The organism is Paenibacillus sp. BIHB 4019 (genome assembly GCF_002741035.1).
Taxonomy (GTDB): domain Bacteria; phylum Bacillota; class Bacilli; order Paenibacillales; family Paenibacillaceae; genus Pristimantibacillus.
Window position 1 is genome coordinate 6,497,546 of record NZ_CP016808.1, and the last position, 17,592, is coordinate 6,515,137.

General features: G+C 40.9%; 13 protein-coding genes and 2 tRNA genes. All 15 read right to left on the bottom strand.

Annotated features, from left to right (window positions below; translation table 11 throughout):
- Positions 1-14 precede the first annotated feature (14 nt).
- Positions 15-1,241 (bottom strand): benzoate/H(+) symporter BenE family transporter, encoded by a 1,227-nt coding sequence (locus BBD42_RS28245; RefSeq protein ID WP_099521846.1) that lies wholly within the window; start codon positions 1,239-1,241, stop codon positions 15-17.
- Positions 1,242-1,270: 29 nt separating this feature from the next.
- Positions 1,271-1,801 (bottom strand): pyridoxamine 5'-phosphate oxidase family protein, encoded by a 531-nt coding sequence (locus tag BBD42_RS28250; RefSeq protein ID WP_099520870.1) that lies wholly within the window; start codon positions 1,799-1,801, stop codon positions 1,271-1,273.
- A 696-nt stretch (positions 1,802-2,497) separates the two neighbouring features.
- Positions 2,498-3,616 (bottom strand): UDP-galactopyranose mutase, encoded by a 1,119-nt coding sequence (gene glf / locus BBD42_RS28255; RefSeq protein ID WP_099520871.1) that lies wholly within the window; start codon positions 3,614-3,616, stop codon positions 2,498-2,500.
- A gap of 118 nt (positions 3,617-3,734) precedes the next feature.
- Complete coding sequence (locus BBD42_RS28260) at positions 3,735-4,751, bottom strand: glycosyltransferase family 2 protein (protein WP_099520872.1); 1,017 nt, start codon at positions 4,749-4,751, stop codon at positions 3,735-3,737.
- Positions 4,752-4,769: 18 nt separating this feature from the next.
- Positions 4,770-5,396, bottom strand: a complete 627-nt coding sequence (locus BBD42_RS28265; RefSeq protein WP_216364886.1) for a hypothetical protein — start codon at positions 5,394-5,396, stop codon at positions 4,770-4,772.
- A 6-nt stretch (positions 5,397-5,402) separates the two neighbouring features.
- Positions 5,403-7,850 carry a glycoside hydrolase family 3 C-terminal domain-containing protein gene (locus BBD42_RS28270; protein WP_099520873.1) on the bottom strand — a complete coding sequence of 816 codons (2,448 nt, stop codon included), beginning with the start codon at positions 7,848-7,850 and terminating at the stop codon, positions 5,403-5,405.
- Between the two features lie 122 nt (positions 7,851-7,972).
- A complete protein-coding gene (locus BBD42_RS28275; RefSeq protein WP_099520874.1) occupies positions 7,973-10,876 on the bottom strand; it encodes a glycoside hydrolase family 3 protein in 2,904 nt (967 codons plus the stop codon).
- 267 nt (positions 10,877-11,143) lie between these two features.
- Positions 11,144-12,445 carry an ATP-binding protein gene (locus BBD42_RS28280; protein ID WP_099520875.1) on the bottom strand — a complete coding sequence of 434 codons (1,302 nt, stop codon included), beginning with the start codon at positions 12,443-12,445 and terminating at the stop codon, positions 11,144-11,146.
- Positions 12,442-13,152, bottom strand: a complete 711-nt coding sequence (locus tag BBD42_RS28285) for a LytR/AlgR family response regulator transcription factor (protein WP_099520876.1) — start codon at positions 13,150-13,152, stop codon at positions 12,442-12,444. The genes BBD42_RS28280 and BBD42_RS28285 overlap by 4 nt, the downstream gene beginning before the upstream one ends.
- 490 nt (positions 13,153-13,642) lie before the next feature.
- Positions 13,643-14,275: a glycoside hydrolase family 73 protein gene (locus BBD42_RS28290; protein ID WP_237163258.1), complete on the bottom strand. Its 633-nt coding sequence runs from the start codon at positions 14,273-14,275 to the stop codon at positions 13,643-13,645.
- A 219-nt stretch (positions 14,276-14,494) separates the two neighbouring features.
- Positions 14,495-14,580, bottom strand: a tRNA-Leu gene (locus tag BBD42_RS28295).
- A 21-nt stretch (positions 14,581-14,601) separates the two neighbouring features.
- A tRNA-Ile gene (locus BBD42_RS28300) sits at positions 14,602-14,678 on the bottom strand.
- Positions 14,679-14,829: 151 nt separating this feature from the next.
- The gene (locus tag BBD42_RS31925) at positions 14,830-14,994 is read right to left on the bottom strand and encodes a hypothetical protein (RefSeq protein WP_172455662.1); all 165 of its coding nucleotides are present in this window, start codon (positions 14,992-14,994) and stop codon (positions 14,830-14,832) included.
- A 128-nt stretch (positions 14,995-15,122) separates the two neighbouring features.
- On the bottom strand, positions 15,123-16,697 hold the full coding sequence (locus BBD42_RS28305) for an ABC transporter substrate-binding protein (protein ID WP_237163259.1): 1,575 nt from the start codon (positions 16,695-16,697) through the stop codon (positions 15,123-15,125).
- A gap of 6 nt (positions 16,698-16,703) precedes the next feature.
- Entirely contained in the window at positions 16,704-17,588 is an 885-nt protein-coding gene (locus BBD42_RS28310; protein ID WP_056041571.1) for an ABC transporter ATP-binding protein, read from the bottom strand.
- Positions 17,589-17,592 lie beyond the last annotated feature (4 nt).

The window sequence follows — 17,592 nt, forward strand, 5'->3', positions numbered from 1 at the left end:
TTTTATGCCGCTTATTATTTTTGTTCAGCTTGTTGTATTCCACTCGTCCTATATGGTTTGTGGCGAATTTGTCCGTGTATCAATATATGCGCAGCCAAACCTGCAACCAGACCCCAGAATGCACCGCCAACACCAAGTAAAGTAACATTTGCAGCCGTTGCTAAAAAAGTAATCAGTGCTGTCTCACGACCCTTGGGCTCAGTTAAAGCGCCCGCAAGGCTGCTGCCAATTGTCCCAAGCAATGCCAACCCCGCTAACGTCGCGATGAAGGTAGCTGGAAGAATCAGAAACAGAGCTGCCAGCGTCACACCAAATATGCCAACAACCATGTAAAAAATACCGCAGGCAATACCCGCAATGTAACGTTTTGTTGAATCCTCATGCGCATCTTTACCTGTACAAATCGCCGCTGTAATGGCTGCTACATTGAAAGCATGCGAGCCAAATGGCGCTGCAAAGAGTGAGCCCAAGCCCGTTACGATCAAAATTGGATTCGCACTCGTCTTAAACCCATCATTTCGCAAGACTAGCATCCCAGGCATATATTGTCCTGTCAATGTAATAATGAACAATGGCAAGGCAACACCCAATAAAGCATGAAACGAAAACTCAGGAACAATGAATACCGGCGACGCAATAGCTAATTTGATCGTGCTGAAATCTACTTTTTCCAAGCTGATTAAATAAATAAGCCCAATTACTAAAATGCCGACAATAGCATAACGGGACGTATACCTTTTTAATAGTACATAAGCAGCAAACAAGACAATGACCAGCAAAGGATCAGCTTTCGCTCCACCAAAAGCCGAAATACCAAACTGCAGTAAAATGCCTGCCAGCAGACCAGAAGCAATACCTGAAGGAATCAGCCGGACGAACCTTTCGAACATTCCCGATATACCTAAAACAATAAATCCTAAGGCAGAGATGATATAAGCGCCAATTGCTTCCTCATAGGGGGTTATCGCTAATACAGAAACCAGAAAAGCTACACCTGGTGTTGACCAAGCTGTAATAATCGGTTCACGGTATCGATAGCTCAGCCATATACCTGTTATCCCAACACCAACGGAAATCGACAATATCCATGAAGCGGTCATTTCGGGACTCAGACCCGCCACTTTTGCTGCCTGAAACACGAGAATAAATGTCCCACCGTAGTTGACAATGACAGATATTAACGCAGCTATAGTGGGCGATATCCAATCACGGCCGTGCAGCGAAGATGATGTTGGGTTCATTTGTACTTTCTTCAACATTTTTAATTACCTCATTTTTCTTGTTTGTACATCTTCTCTTCCTCGATCGGATTTTCTTTCGCCGTTATGTGATAAGGATCGACCCGGTATACTTGAACAGGGGAATTGAATATAGCAGACCTATATTTGTCTACATGCTGCTTGGACAACGGACGGTTATAGTAACCAGGCACATATTTATGAAGCATTTCCTGCAGCATATATGTCGCTTCGTCCAGATCATCTATAAGCTCGGCCTTTCCGAAAATCATAACACTCATATATGCCGTGTCCGTCTTAGCTGGTACGGGATCGGTAATAGTTCCATATTCTTCGCAAACCGTAAAACAAACCTCTGGATTCGCACTCATGACCTGATTGCGCCTCCCGCCAGTGGCTCCATGGAAATAAAGCTTCCCCTTTGCCCAAACAAAATTAAGCGGAACAACATATGGCAGTTGACCATCAACCATACCAAGATGGCCAATTCGCGCTTTATGCAGAAAGGCTTCTATCTTGTCACTGTCCAACACTTCTCTTATCTTGTAGCGAACTCCATCCATTCTCAACCACTCCTTAAATACTGAATTTCGTAAGTATATCAGCCATTGGAATGAATGAGTACATCCAAAAATGCAGTAATTGAGCAATCCATATTTTTAACTAAGCAGATCAGATCTTGCTGATAAACCTTCTAAAAAATATCATCATTTGCAATCTGTCTCGAACATAAAGAGAAAACAACAAACGGATGCCGGTTGAATACCTGCATCCGTTTGTTGTTTTGTTATCATGGAGAATTTTCAATACCACTAATTGTAGTCTTGACCACTTGTAAAGAGCGTCTTTTATATAATCTAAGCTGCACTTGCTTATTTTTTCTTAGGCATCGATTTTATAAATACAATTAAACCTCCAATACAAATTCCTATAATAGCCCAGCCTGCAATAAACAATATTGAATACACAATATATGCCTCCTTTTGTGGTTACACAAATAAAATCGTTTCATTAACAAAAACCAACTTTTACATCTAAAATTATTTATACTAATTGTAGCATGTACCTCAATCTTTAAGCTAATCCATATGATCTAGTAAAGCCGATTTCATCTACGATTGTAAATATTTCTTGATTCCTTCCTCATAATTGGTGCGGCTTTTCGGAGAAAAAAAGCACGCCTTGCGTATCACTCGTTTTTCCACGAGTTAAACGTAAGGCGTGCTTTTCCCACTTGCCGTTACTTACAATCAGGTCAATCAATACTTCATATAACTCAAAGTCTCGGTTGCCTTATGCAAAGCAGTTTCTACAACTTTATCCATATCATAATACTTATATTCTCCCAGTCGACCACCAAAAATAATGTTGGTTTTAGTTTCGGTTAGCGCTTTATACTTTTCATACAGCACACTGTTTTTACTATCATTGATCGGATAATAAGGCTCATCTCCCCGTTTCCATTCTTCGCTATATTCACGGCTGATTACTGTCTTTGGTTGAGTACCGAATTCAAAATGCTTATGCTCAATAATACGAGTATAGGGAGTTTGGCTATCTGTATAATTTACTACAGCATTCCCTTGAAAGTTAGGCATATCCAAAACTTCTGTTTCAAACCTTAAGCTTCTATACTCCAAAACGCCATACTTATAGTCAAAATAAGCATCGACCGGGCCTGTATAAACGACCTTATCGGCAATCTCGTCCCAATTCACTTTATCAATGAGGTAGTCTGTACCCAATTTCACTTCAATGCCTTTAATTAATCGTTCAATCATTGATGTATAACCGCCAATAGGTATACCTTGATAGGGATCATCGAAGTAATTATTGTCGTAAGTAAACCTTACAGGCAATCTGCGAATAATGAATGCAGGTATCTCTTTGCAAGAGCGACCCCATTGCTTCTCCGTATAGCCGCGAATCAATTTGTTATAAACATCGAGGCCGACCAGGTTGATAGCCTGTTCCTCCAAATTTTGTGGATACTCAACATAATTATCTCTACGCTGCTGTTCTATCTTCTTCCTGGCATCATCCGGTGTAATCACACCCCACATTTTATTAAATGTATTCATATTAAAGGGCAAATTATAAATTTCGCCATTATAATTTGCGATTGGACTATTAATGTATCTATTAAATACAGCAAACTGGTTTACATAGGCCCATATCTCCTTGTTGCTGGTATGAAAAATATGCGCACCATATTTATGCACCTGAATATCGTCAACCTGTTCGGTATAAATATTTCCGGCGATGTGGTTTCGTTTATCGATTATCAAACATGTTTTCCCTGCTTTTTTCACTTCGTGGGCAAAAACGGCACCGTATAAGCCAGCGCCTACGATTAGAAAATCATATTTTTTATTCACTAATGCCACTCTCCAATTTTTTATGGCTAGCACACAAAGAAAAACGAGTGTTGAGAAGAACTACAGCGAAATGATCCGCAGTCTCCTCCACACCCGCTTCTAGCGATTTTCATAATGTTTAGTTGAAGCCAACTAATCTTTGTGATATTTTGTAAGCTCCAACGGAAATACTGCGTCCTGGACGACCGGGCAAGTTCAATAATCCTCCCATAATTCCATACCTAAGATTACGATACAACTCTATATCTCTGTGCTTAATAAACCTCCACAGCTCTTTCTTCTTCTCCAGATTCACTGCCGTTCCTGAACGTATTAAGAAGAAACAAGATATAACCGTCACTATTTCCAGATGGTGAAGCATGTACTGGTGAAGTTTTAGACTTTCAACATTTCTAATTTGCACCTGCTCAATCATAAGCTTGTTCACTTTAATTTGTTGATCGATTCTTTTTATCATGACCTTTTCCTGAATCGATTGATCTTCCCTGCCTATAAAATATCTGTAAAAATCCACGTTGATATAATAGATTTTCTTTACATGTTGAAGCGGAACATATACGAATAAATTATCTACATAAAAGGTGTGCTTCGGAAGCTCCAGTCCGCAATCTTTTAGCAATTGTAATCTGTAAATTACAGAATGCATCAAAATATATTGTCCTTTGCGAAAACGCTTAATGTCATCCCAAGAGAAAACGATCCCTTGGGGAAGCACATTATCGTATTTCATAATTTTTTTGTATTTTGCGCCTTCTTTTTCATATACAAAATTACTAATCATCATATCAACGGAGTTCTCTGTTGTTCCAAACTCCCGCAAAGCCTTTAAAATTTTGAGATAGGCTCTTGTATCTACCCAATCATCACTGTCTACTACCTTCAAATATAGTCCCTCTGCATGTCGAATACCTTCATTCACAGCTTCTCCATGTCCGCCGTTTTCCTGATGAATGACTTTTACTATAGATGGATATTTTCGTGCATACTCATCGGCAATTTCGCCTGTTTGATCAATCGATCCATCATTTACTATCAGTAATTCTACATTTTCTCCCCCAGGCAAAAGGGATTCAATGCAATATCTCATATAATCTTGTGAGTTATAACAAGGAATTACTACTGATAATAATTTCATACCAACACTACCTTTACCCTATTTTTCTGGCTCTTGCTTGAAAATCACTTTAAATATCGGATAGAATACCCAGAAGGAAATTGCAGCATTAATCATCATTGTAATAATATCTGCTGCTGTTTCACCAAAAGAGCCCATTCCCCAAGTGTTAATCAACAAGTTATAGACAGGTGCTTTGTAAAATCCTTGAGCTGCAGCAGCACCTATTGTAATTATAATGTAAGCCAGCACGTACCAAAAAGCAGCCATCCAAATGTTGCTATTAGACTTAAATGTAATATTTCTCTGAGCGAAAAAGTTAATAATCTGAGCAATTCCAATCGTAATTTGAACGGCTAGGAAATAGCCAAGCCCGCCGCCACCGCCGGAAGCAAGGGAGCCTGCTCCATAATCAAATAAATAATAAGCACTTCCATCAAAGTTATGGCCAAACTGCATAATTCGAAAGCTTGTATCTACTAATGATGTTTGTGCGAATATCCATTTAAACACAGGCATTAATATAAGTTGTAACACGGTCATTCCAGTACTAAGTAAAAAGAATACGATGAATTGTGCAATATTAGGATGCTTTTCCTTGTAATTATGCCAATAACCACCGATTCCTGAAACATTGTTATTCATGTCTATCTTTGCCTTACTCATGCTATTTTATGCCTCCTTGGTCGTCTGTGCTAGTTTTTGTTTTGCCTTGGCGGTTTTTGCCCTTTTCCTTCCTTCACTTAGCACATGGCGCAGTCCTTTAAAAAACTGGCCATTAACGATCAACAAAACACCATCCAACATTGGCATATTAATGACTTCACCTGTCATTCTAGCAATCCCCCGAAACGGCATGTGATAGATTGACATCATAATAAGATTAGCCGTACTTCTCTTTCCTATTTTTCTTAAAAACCAATGTGAGAAATTAATTAATTTAAACGCAAATCTTGCCACTCCACCCTTCGCATACTCGCACTGGGCAATCGTATCATTGTAGCCTAACGGTTTTGATCGATCCCATTTAGCCGCTGGCACTTTACAGCCCAACAGCCTTTCAAATTCTTCTAAGCTAACTATGTTTGCTTTTCCAGAATAATAGGATGGGAGCTGCTCGTTATCGTAAGGAAGTGGAGCTCCTGTACCTTCGATTGTAATGACGCCTTGCAAACGGATATCAGCACATGATGCGCCAATCATAATTTCATAATCTGCCGTTTCAATTTCCCAACAGTTGGTCTTAACATTAAAATAACGGAATGTTTTATCGTCAAAAGGGATAGATACTGCCTTTGTTTCCCCTGGATTAAGAAAGATTTTTACAAAGCCTTTTAATTCTTTATTAGCCCTGAATATTTTTGTTGAATTACACCCAACATAGAGCTGGGCGATTTCCATTCCCTCTCGCTGTCCTGTATTCGTGATGTTAAATGTTACCCCTTCCGTATCCAATTCAATTTTGGAATACTCGAAGGTTGTATAACTAAGTCCAAATCCGAATGGAAAAAGCACATCCTTATTTACGGTGTCAAAGTAACGATAACCAATATAAAGACCTTCTCGATACTCTACGCTGACCTCTTTACCAGGGAAATGATTATAGGAGGGGGTATCCTCATACTTGATCGGATAAGTTTCGGCCAATTTACCTGAAGGATTAACAGCACCTGTCAAAACCCTGAGAATGGCTTTTGCTCCTGCCTGACCTGACAGATAGCCATGAACCAACCCTTTGACCTTATTGATCCATGGCATTTCTACTGCTGCGCCACAAGAAAGAACCGCCACAATATTGTTGTTCACTTGATACAAGGCGTTCAAAAGCTCAATCTGATTTTCCGGAATCATCATACTATGTCTATCTAATCCTTCAGCCTCGGTCGCTTCATCCAAACCAATGTATAAAAGAACGACATCAGAATTTTTTGCTAGTGCGCATGCTTTATCTATTTTTTTCTGGTTTTTCGTACCGTAACGATCAAAACCAGACTCAAATCCCATACTAATAATTCCCGATTCTTCTAAACAATCTAGGGTATTGTCCAAAATGCTAGGATTTACAATGGATGACCCTGCACCTTGGTATCGTGCTTCTTTCGCAAATTCTCCGATAATAGCAACCTTTTTATTCTTGTGAAGCGGCAAAATATTTCCTTCGTTTTTAAGCAGGACGATGGATTCTTCCGCAGCCTCCTGCGCTACTTGGTGATGTTCTTGCCTATCAAACTCTTTTTGCGGATTGTTGTATACTTCTTCTGTTGCAAAAATAAGTTCAAGGAGTCTGTCTACACTCTCATCTAAAACTTCTTCTTTTATTTTCCCGCTTTTAACGGCTTGAATAATTTCCTCATCTGTCTCACCGGCAGTCGTCGGCATTTCAAGTTCATTTCCAGCAATTAGTCCATCTACACGATCGTTGCTGCCTCCCCAATCGGTCACAACTACACCTTCGAAACCCCATTCATTACGCAAAATCTCTCTCATCAAATGAATATTTTCATTCGTATAAACCCCATTGAGCATATTATAAGAAGACATAACCGATTTTGTTTTACCTTCTTTAATCGCGATTTCAAATGCCGTCAAGTAAATTTCCCTTAGTGTTCTTTCATCGACAATGGTATCAATGGACATTCGTCTTTCTTCCTGATTATTAACAGCAAAATGCTTTACACAGGCGGAAATACCATAGGTTTGTATGCCACTGATATAGCTTGCAGCCATCTTGCCAGCCAAATATGGATCTTCACTAAAGTATTCGAAGTTTCTCCCCGCCAAAGGATTTCTTTTCATATTAATACCTGGCCCTAGCAAAACATTTACTTTTTGCGAAACAGCCTCTGCGCCGAGATACCTTCCGATTTTTCCACCCAATTCAATGTTCCAGCTATTTGCCACTGTTGCGGCTGTTGGAAAACAAGTCGCTGGAATACTTTCATTTAGTCCAAGATGATCTGCTGCTGCTGCCTGTTTTCTTATTCCATGAGGTCCATCCGCAAGAAAAATGCTTGGGATTCCCAGCCGCTCTATATTTTGCGTTTGCCAAAAATTTTTCCCGGACATTAAAGAAGCTTTTTCTTCCAAGGTCATTTGTCTAATTAATTCAGTATGTTTCATCTAATCTCCTCATCTTTATGTAATCGGCGGCACCTCCAAAGAAATGCCGCCGAATTTAGATTTTATTTATTGCGAGAGTTCATAGCTAAGCTCAGCAATTCAATCAAAAATGATCAATCAAATTAGTCAGTCATCATTTTTCTTTTTCTCTTATAACTTCTAATTAATGCAACCTCTAATAGAGCTAAAATAACGAACAATACGGCATCTGCGATATAAATAATCTTTATCCAAGCCGGCGTACTGTAGCCGGTATAATTTTCATACACACTGCTATTGACAATAGTATAAAGAGAATTTTTAACAGCATGGCGCATAGCAATAACAGAAGTAGCACTGAGATCGGTCATAATCGCTTCATTTCCTGCTGTTCCCAACATGAGGTCACTACCGCCACGAACTGCACGGTCTGCGTCCATATAGCCATAGTTACCGAAATAATCGGTCAGTACCATGCCTCGGAAACCCCATTCATCACGCAAAATATGATTCAGCAGTGCCGAAGTCGAGCCTCCCCATTCCGTTCCGATATAGTTGAAAACAGACATTATCGCAAGTGGCGAACCATCATTTGCCCCTACAGTCTTCTCAAATGGCTTTAAATACAGTTCACGAGCAGCCTGCTCCGACAACCAGGTACATAAAAGGGCATTTCTGTTCGTTTCCTGTTCGTTAAATGCGAAGTGCTTCAGGAACGGGATGATTTTGTTATCATGAGCGGCTTGGGTTTCAGACATAGCCATCTTCGCACTTAGAATTGGATCTTCTGAATAGTATTCAAAATTACGGCCGTTGAACGCGCTTCTATGCAGGTTCATCGAAGGGCCATACCATCCGTGTATTTTAAAATCTTGCAGCTCTTTGATAATACCTTCAGCTACCTCATAGGCCATATCTACATTCCAAGTTTGAGCTAGCAGATTTTCTGATGGATAACCGGTGCCAAAGGATTGGGTCACGAAGGAGTTGACACCAGCCGGACCATCGGCAATTACCGTTGCAGGCAGATGAATGGAATCAATTTTAGTTGTTCCAAAGCCACCATAAGCAATAAAGTTTACCATTTCATCTACAGTGATTTGGGACAATAAATCCTCCCACTTCGGATCATCATAATCCTTGCCGCGTAAATCAAATGCCTCCAGACCATTGTTAACCCCTTGAACTGGCATTACATCAGCAGCGTTGTTGTATTTGGTAGGATCATACGTTCCATTGGCAAGCAACTCGCCCTTTACTTCAAAGTCAGTTGGTGCGGCAACTACCTCCGTATAGTTTGCAAATTTATTGGCGCGAGAAAGAAAGCTTACATCGCCTTCAGCAAACTGCAGCTGATTTGTTGCTGCTGCTTTGTCTCCTGAACGCAGATTAGTTTCATCATAAATAACGTTCTGATGAAGCGTATACACTTGCTCATCGACGATATGATGACTGTCTGTACGCAAGCTGATCGCATAATCGCCTGCTTCCAATACATATCGGCCATCGCCTGTTGTGTCATAGGAGGCCATATCATCCAAAGAAAGATTAAATGTGAATTTTTGAGATTCCCCTGGAGCTAAAATTTTCGTCTTTTCAAATCCAATCAAATTTGCACTTGATTTTTCAATGCCACCATTTGTATATGGAGGATTGTAATAAACTTCTACTACATCCTTACCTGCTACACTTCCAGTATTTGAAACCGTAACTTCAAAGGTAAGGGATCCGTTTTTTTCGGAGATCACACCCATTTGCTGATTGAAGGTCGTATAGCTTAATCCATAGCCAAATGGATATTGAACGGCTTTATCATAATCAATCAGTCCTTCGGTAGAGGCCGTCTCATAGAAGCGATAACCGGTATATATCCCTTCGACATAATTGACAAAGCTGGCTACGCCATCAGATTTTGCCCACGCTTGACGAGCTTTTGACACTACCTCATCTACATTCGTATAGGCAAAGTGACCAATATTCTCGAAATACGGAGTGACGGTTAAATCATTCACCCAAGTATCCGATGTTTTACCGGATGGATTTACCTTGCCAGTGAGAATATTGCCGAGTGCATTAAACCCGGTTACTCCAGTTCCGCCAGCCAGTATTACACCTTTAATCTGTTCATATTCATTTGTCCAACCCATCTCGAAGGTATTCGAGCCATTATAAACAACAACTACTTTTTTGAAATTTTTAGTGACCATATCGACCAAGTTTTTTTCCGTTTGGCTAAGTTCAAGGAAGGTCTGGCCATCTTTAAAATCACTGTAGTCCGGCGAGTTATTATGATAAGTCGCTTTGCGATACTTCGTTCCAGGCTCGTTCCAAGAACCATCCATAACTCCGCCCATATCATGCGGCAGGTCTGCTCCTTCTCCACCAACCCGACCTATCACAATAAGTGCCGTATCGGAGAATTGTTTAGCTTTAGTGAGCATCTCATTACTATACTGAGTGACAGGAGGCTCCGGCAAAGTCCAATCCTGCCCGTCATTAATGGACACTACCGGACGATCTGTACGATAAGCTTTGTACATATCAGATAGCTCTGTATTCAGTTTAAAACCTGCATTTTCAAGCCCTGATAAAATACCTACAGCTGTACTTATATCCACTGATCCAGAACCTGTTCCTCCATAAATCGGATTTGTAGAGGCCCATCCAAACACATTTATATTTTTGTCTATAAGAGGAAGGATGTTGTCGACGTTTTTCGTCATAACAATCCCCTCCTCTGCAACTTTCTCAATCGTTTCACGTGAGCTTGCAGCACTTTCTGCCGACAGACTTCCCTTTTCAGCCAAAGAAATCGAAATTAAATTTTCCAAAGGCCCTAAAGAAATAGCATTTACCATTATAAGCAGAATCATAAAGAAAGCGATTACAGATTGGATCCTGATGAACTTTGATTTTGGTTTTCCGGCTCTACGTGCCAGAATTAATACGGCAATCATCGCTAACAGTGCTACTCCAATAACAATTAGATATCCAGCAATCTGTTGAATGACACTTATGACATCTTCCCAAGCAACTGTAATATTCATAATTTCCCCCTCGATATTTAGCGCCTTCATTTCCACTAAACTAAATTGGATTCACCAGCTATATGCCACTGGTTTATCTACCAATTCATAATGCTCACGTCCCTTGTTATTTAATAATTGAATTTTAGCATGTTTTTTTTTCTACAAAAGAAAGTCGCATGAACTGTAAGTTTTTTTGCATGAACTGTAAATATCAAAAAAAACATGGATCAGGTATGAAATTCTACATAACCTAATCCATGTAAATGTTACAATTTTATACTATTATCACATTGGGATAAGAATCTGTAATTCAAACCAATTATTCTTTTGGTTCACATTCACCACACCCCCATACTTCTGTGCCGTATATCGGATGCTTTTCAACCCGTATCCATGATTATATAGATCTGTTTTTGTTGTTATTGGCAAATCTCCTTCGAGCTTAAGCTCCCCTTCAAAATAATTTTCAAATCGGATGATTAGAAAACCTTTTTGAGAAAAAAGGGAAACATGTATTAATCTTTTTTCTTCATCTTCGATCAGTTGACCAGATTCAATTGCATTATCCAGCGCATTACCGAAAATAGTACAGATATCAACTACATCAAAACCTTTAAGCAAGGTGCCGTCCGCTACACAAGTTAAAGTAATACCATTTTTAATACAATACATGTTTTTGCTTGCAAGTACTGTATCCAACACGTGATGTCCCGTCTTATTTTGCGCTTCGTATAACTTTATTTCATTTTCCATTTTCGTCAAATATGCATTTTTCTTTTCCGGGTCTTCTTCAGCTCTTAGAGCAGTAATTTGATGCTTTAAATCATGATACTTATAGTTGATTATTTCTATACTATCTTTGGATTGCTGATATTGCACATATTGATTTTGAAGTATATCTTGCACAGCCTTTAGTTCATGTCTCGTCCTCAGTTCGTTTAATTGGATATGGTATGCATATAATATGGTGAATCCACCTAAATCCACTAGAGTTCGTATGTTGATTATTTCTTGCGCGTATTGTCCGCTAAAAGGCGTTCTGGAGGTCACAAAACTTAGGTTACTAATTCCAAATACCGCCGCCCCTATGAGAACCGTTGACCACAATTCACGCTGCCTTATATTCAGCTTGGCATCATCAGGAATTTGCCGTTTTTCTAATAACCAGATTATAAAAAATGAACTACCAAAAATGATACACAGCAGAAGCAATTCTAATAATGGATGGCCATTTTTACCATGCCAAATGAAGTAATGCACCTGCCATTCCAATGATGCTACAAACTCTGCTGCAACAAATGCTCTTATGCTGAAATAACCGGCTTCTAGGAACGATATGCTGCAGCTCAAATAAATTAAAAAGAACATTATCCCAAACGCCACACCCATACATAGAATCCAAAAGGCAATCGGTATATCTTTAGTCAATACAAAAAAAACAGACTGTACGATCAGAATTGCACCGGAGAACATCCCAAACTTCCAGCCATTTAATTGTTTTTTTAATATCAAAATATAAATAATACTTGCCATCCACTCAGCCAATGCTGTATATAACCTAGGGATTTCAGGAAGCGTATCATTCATTTTATAACTTCACCCCAATATTTCGATAAAGCTTCCATGAATGCTTTCCTTTTAGAACGGCTCACAAGAAGTTTCTTCCCCTTTACTACAGCGAAGATATCAGTCATTCCTTCTACATGCTCTAAATTTATAAAATAGCCTTTATTCCCCCGAAAAAAATGAAAACCGGATAATTGTTGTTCCAATTCCTTCATCGTACCTGATGTGATAAATTCTCCAGCTTTCGTGAAGAAAATTAAATGATGGCTCTGACTCTCTACATAATAAATATCAGCAATATCAAAGCGTTTTACCCCATTTTTTGTTTTTAAGGTAAAATAACAAACTTCTCTTTTCTTCATACGGTCTATAGCCCGGTTCAAGCGTTCTGAGAATTGAAAATATGAGATCGGTTTCAAAACATAATCCAATGCATCCACAGCATATCCTTTGATCGCATATTGCGCCATATTCGTAATGAAAATAATAACTACCTCAGAATCCATTTTTCGAATTTCTTCTGCTGCAGACATTCCATCCATTAAGCCCATACACACATCCATTAATATGATGTCAAATTGCGCCTCATAGTTTTCAACAATTTCATCTCCATCCGAAAATGTCATGACTTCAATACTTTCTTCCCGATCTTGCTCAAACCTTCGTAAAAATTCTATTAACTGCTCTTTATAATTTATCTCGTCTTCGACAATAGCGATCCGTATCATATGTCATCCCCTCAGTAGTCATACTACGCAAATATTGCAAAAAGAATTTTGTTATCCAGGGCCAATTTATCAAGATAGAGTGTATACCCATAATAATGTTTTAGTCAAACCCCAATATTTGATTTTTTCTCACTTGCGTTGCATAAATATTATTTAAATTTTCAATACGAAAACACCTCCTTCGACCGCATCTGATTTCGTCAGATACTGCAATGGAGGAATTATTAGCTTTTAATTAATCCAGTATACTTAGTTAAAATACGCTGGACTCTTAATTTTGTACAAGTAGACAAAAAGAAAAACACCTTTATTTCTCAAGGTGTTTTCTGTATGCCGAGGGCCGGAATCGAACCGGTACGGTAGTCACCTGCGGCAGGATTTTAAGACGTGTGCCTGAGCACTATCAAATAAGAGAGCATGTGCGAGAACCCTTGATATATAGGGGTTTTTACTCTTGCGAGTCACAGTTCATGGTTAGCAGCGCTTTCGCTTATTTACGGGCAAGTATGATCGTATTGAGCCAGGTCAATTCCCATAGTGTAAGCGTGCCTTTTTGCGCCTTTTCAATCCATATTTTGTCTGTAATTACCTTTTTATCAAATAGGGCTTGCAGCGCCGCTACAAGCATTTTCTTTTGAGCCTCAGATAGCTTCATTTCTTGTTCATCTTCTTTTGCTTTTGTCTCTGTCTCTGCCTCTGTTACTGCGTTTGTCTTTGCCTCTGTCTGCGCCTCAATAGCATCATATTTTTTAAGGTCATTAGCTTTGATGATCGCCAGCAGCTTACTCGCATAAGCCGAGTCAGTCGCATATCCGCAAGCATACAGCGCTGCCGCTTGCTCCTCTGGTGTTTTAGCAGTCCTCACACGGGCGTAACGGCTGATGCCAAACAATAAATCTTGATCCTTGTAAAAATCATACAAGCTATCGTATGCTCTAAATGCAGCTGTGATATTGACCGTCTTACCGTTGTACTCTTCCCACGTTCCTTTATTGACAGCCTTACCACGCCAGTAGGCGTTAGGCTTACCGATACCGACTTTAATGCCGCCAAGATTATTCCAATCGTGAATTTTGCAGCCAGTCTCCAAAATATTTTGAGCGAGTCTCACCGATGGCAGCATTGGCGATCCCTCCCGCCACGCTCGCAGGACATGAGGCGCTAATGTCTCAATGAACACCGCTCGACTATACTGAGTCATTGTCTTTTCCTCCTCCAGCTCCCTGTTGGGGAGCTCTATCAATTATAGTTTGTAGTTCTGAGTCTATCATTTCAGCAACATTTTTAGTAATAAATTCCACGCAAAAGAAAAACACCTTGATTTCTCAAGGTGTTTTCTGAATGCCGAGGACCGGGATCGAACCGGTACGGTAGTCACCTACCGCAGGATTTTAAGTCCTGTGCGTCTGCCAATTCCGCCACCCCGGCATAATAGATTGAGGTGTACAATGGTGGGCCCTGAGGGACTCGAACCCCCGACCAATCGGTTATGAGCCGACCGCTCTAACCAACTGAGCTAAGGGCCCTCATAAAACGTCTAGCACGACGATTTAATAGAAAGCGGCTATATATATTCCATTCGTACAACGCATCAATTTGAAATGGCGACATGAATTAATATACAATATATGAGATAGTGAAGTCAAGCATTTTTCTTCATTTTTTTAATCTTTTGATTTAAATCAAAAATCTAACACCGTAACGCCCCCGTTTGGAGCGAAAAACCTCGACCTCCTGCGGACACTCGTAGCCATAGATCCACCAGTCATTTTCCATTCTTCGCACAAGGCAGCCTGCCTGAAATTTTGTCTCATATAATCGAACCCAATAGATCCACCTCATTGGTATCCCTCCTCACTCATTAGAATACCCAAAAAAGGCTAAATACAGTAATCCATCGACTTTTTATACCTTCAAAAACAAACGTCCCGTACAAAGCCATTTCAGGCTTTATACGGGACGTTCTTTTTTTATCCTGCTGGTACTTCTGTTGTTTCTACCTCTACAGGCATAGTGCTGGCATTATCCGTGCCGCTCTCAGCTGCCTTCGATGGATCTGTCTTGGCCGGCTCTTTTTTCAGCTTCTCCAGTACAGCATTACCTTTCGTTTCCCACTCGGCTAATGCTTCCTTAGCTGTTATATCGCCCTTAATAACCTTCTGGAACAGATCGTAAGAAGCATTTTGCGCTTCCCAAATGCCCGGCTTGTCGCGGTACAGCTGCTCGGTATCCACGCTTTGCGGCGGAATCGGTTTAAGGGAAGTAAACGCATCAATGTTGTAATTCATGCCGTTTTTAGGCTTCAGGTACTCCTTGCGCGCTACAAGCTCATACGTGCTGCGGGATTTCATTTCCGCCCATTCCTTGCTGTTGGTAAATTGAATGAATTTCCAAGCATCCTCGGAGTTTTGAGCGTTGTTATTAATCCCCATCAGCTGGCTAAAGGAAATAGCGCCGCCAATGCCTGGTGCTTCCTCATGGGTCGGGTAAGTGACGACATCCCAATCAAATGCTTCAAAGTCTTTAATTTTGGATGCATTGTTCATCGTATTGTTCAGCTCATTGACATAATAGAAGTCCGAAATTGTCATCGCAACTTTGCCGCTTGCAAACAAATCGCCTTGCGTCGGGTTGTATACGTAATTGCCGTCGGCAGCTTCCTTATTGGATGCTTCATTGATTTTATTAATGTCCTCTTGGTCCGGCACAACATCATCTCTGTACAAGCTGGAGACCGTCGTCCATACCGTCTCCCATTGCGGCGTGTTGACCAGCATTTTCTCGCCTTTATCATCCCACATTTTCAGTTGAAGAGCGGAGCTGTAGGTTTGGATATCGGAGTTGAAATCGCCGCCGTTCCAACGGCTGAAGGTCATGCCATATTTACGGTCAGCGCCCTCTCCCTTGCTCACAAGACGAGCTTTGTCCATAACATCCTTCCAAGTCATATTGTCGGTAGGAGGCTCTACGCCAGCTTCTTCAAACAGCTTTTTATTGTAAAAAAGAGCTGATGAGCTGAACGTTGGCGTCAGCGCATAAATGTTGTTGTCGCCAGCAGATTTAATGCCATCAATAACAGTCGGCACATAATCAGTCAGATCAAATTTGCTTTGGCTGATCAAAGGATCAAGCTGCTTCAGCAGATTATCCTGCACGAGGCGGCGCAGCATGCTGTAATCCAATACCACGACATCGACAGGATTATTGCCAGTCAGCATATCTTTCATTTTCGCATACGGATCAGGCTGTTCGATATTGCCATTCTCATCCGGAGTCTGGTAACGCATATCCGAGTAGTCAATTGCGCTTACGATTTCAAAATCGACCTCTGGATGCATCATTTCATACGTATCCGTATATTGCGAGCGGAAATACGGCTCATTATCTGCCCCGCCATACAACACGCCTATACGCAGAACATGCTTCTCTGCTGTACTTTGCGCACCGCCGCTGCAAGCGCCCAAAATTGATGTCGCCACAATTAGTGTCGCAGGGACAACAACCCACTTTTTAATCATTTTTCTATTAGACAACCGTTTCTCCATCCTATATTACCCCCCTAATGATTTAGGCGGCGAAATGACGATTCGCTCACCATCAAACTCCATTGTCGCTTTATCTGTTATGCCTAATGCAGTTAAATATTCCTTCGGCACTTGGAGTCTTCCCACCCGGTCTACGACGACATAAGCTTCATGCACAGCCTGAAGCCCTTTGCCTGTTTGCTCTTCCTCACCCCCAACCGTATTCATATTGGGATTGCGTTTAATGAACTCGGTACTCGTTAAGCCGTCGCGAATCGCAACGACACGGTCCACTTTGCCCGCGAGGGAAAGATCATGAGTAACAATAACAATCGTAATGCCAATTTCACGGTTCAGCTTGCGAAAAATATTCATAATCAGATCCGACGTTGCCGTATCGACCGATCCCGTCGGCTCATCCGCCAGCAGCAGCTGCGGACGATTGCATAAGGAAATGGCAATCGCGACCCGCTGCTGCTCCCCGCCGGATAATTGATGGAGCTTGTTGTTCATGCGCTCCTTGAGCCCTACCCATTCCAGCAGCTGCTTGGCATAGGCGCGGTCGACCTTGCCCGAAAGCATCATCGGCATTTCAACATTTTCCAGCGCCGTTAAATACGGCAGCAGGTTGCGGGCATTATTTTGCCATATAAAACCGACCGTTTCCCGCTTGTATTTCACGAGATCGTCCGGGGTGATTTTGAGCAAATCCCACGGCCCGACTCTAACTTGGCCAGCAGAAGGGTGGTCGAGGCCACCCAAAATATTGAGCAGCGTCGACTTCCCGCTTCCGCTGTTCCCGATAATCGCCATCAGCTCGCCGGGGTTTACTTTAAGGTTAAGACCTTGCAGCGCAACAACCTCGAGATCATCCGTTTTGTAAATTTTGACTAAGCCTTCGCAATCGATCATAGCT

What these genes read in the sequence shown, in the direction of transcription:
- BBD42_RS28245 (WP_099521846.1), bottom strand. Translation starts at nt 1,241, where the DNA reads ATGAACCCAACATCATCTTCGCTGCACGGCCGTGATTGGATATCGCCC.
- BBD42_RS28250 (WP_099520870.1), bottom strand. Translation starts at nt 1,801, where the DNA reads ATGGATGGAGTTCGCTACAAGATAAGAGAAGTGTTGGACAGTGACAAG.
- BBD42_RS28260 (WP_099520872.1), bottom strand. Translation starts at nt 4,751, where the DNA reads ATGAAATTATTATCAGTAGTAATTCCTTGTTATAACTCACAAGATTAT.
- BBD42_RS28265 (WP_216364886.1), bottom strand. Translation starts at nt 5,396, where the DNA reads ATGAGTAAGGCAAAGATAGACATGAATAACAATGTTTCAGGAATCGGT.
- BBD42_RS28270 (WP_099520873.1), bottom strand. Translation starts at nt 7,850, where the DNA reads ATGAAACATACTGAATTAATTAGACAAATGACCTTGGAAGAAAAAGCT.
- BBD42_RS28275 (WP_099520874.1), bottom strand. Translation starts at nt 10,876, where the DNA reads ATGAATATTACAGTTGCTTGGGAAGATGTCATAAGTGTCATTCAACAG.
- BBD42_RS28280 (WP_099520875.1), bottom strand. Translation starts at nt 12,445, where the DNA reads ATGAATGATACGCTTCCTGAAATCCCTAGGTTATATACAGCATTGGCT.
- BBD42_RS28285 (WP_099520876.1), bottom strand. Translation starts at nt 13,152, where the DNA reads ATGATACGGATCGCTATTGTCGAAGACGAGATAAATTATAAAGAGCAG.
- BBD42_RS28290 (WP_237163258.1), bottom strand. Translation starts at nt 14,275, where the DNA reads ATGCTGCCATCGGTGAGACTCGCTCAAAATATTTTGGAGACTGGCTGC.
- BBD42_RS31925 (WP_172455662.1), bottom strand. Translation starts at nt 14,994, where the DNA reads ATGAGGTGGATCTATTGGGTTCGATTATATGAGACAAAATTTCAGGCA.
- BBD42_RS28305 (WP_237163259.1), bottom strand. Translation starts at nt 16,697, where the DNA reads ATGGAGAAACGGTTGTCTAATAGAAAAATGATTAAAAAGTGGGTTGTT.
- BBD42_RS28310 (WP_056041571.1), bottom strand. Translation starts at nt 17,588, where the DNA reads ATGATCGATTGCGAAGGCTTAGTCAAAATTTACAAAACGGATGATCTC.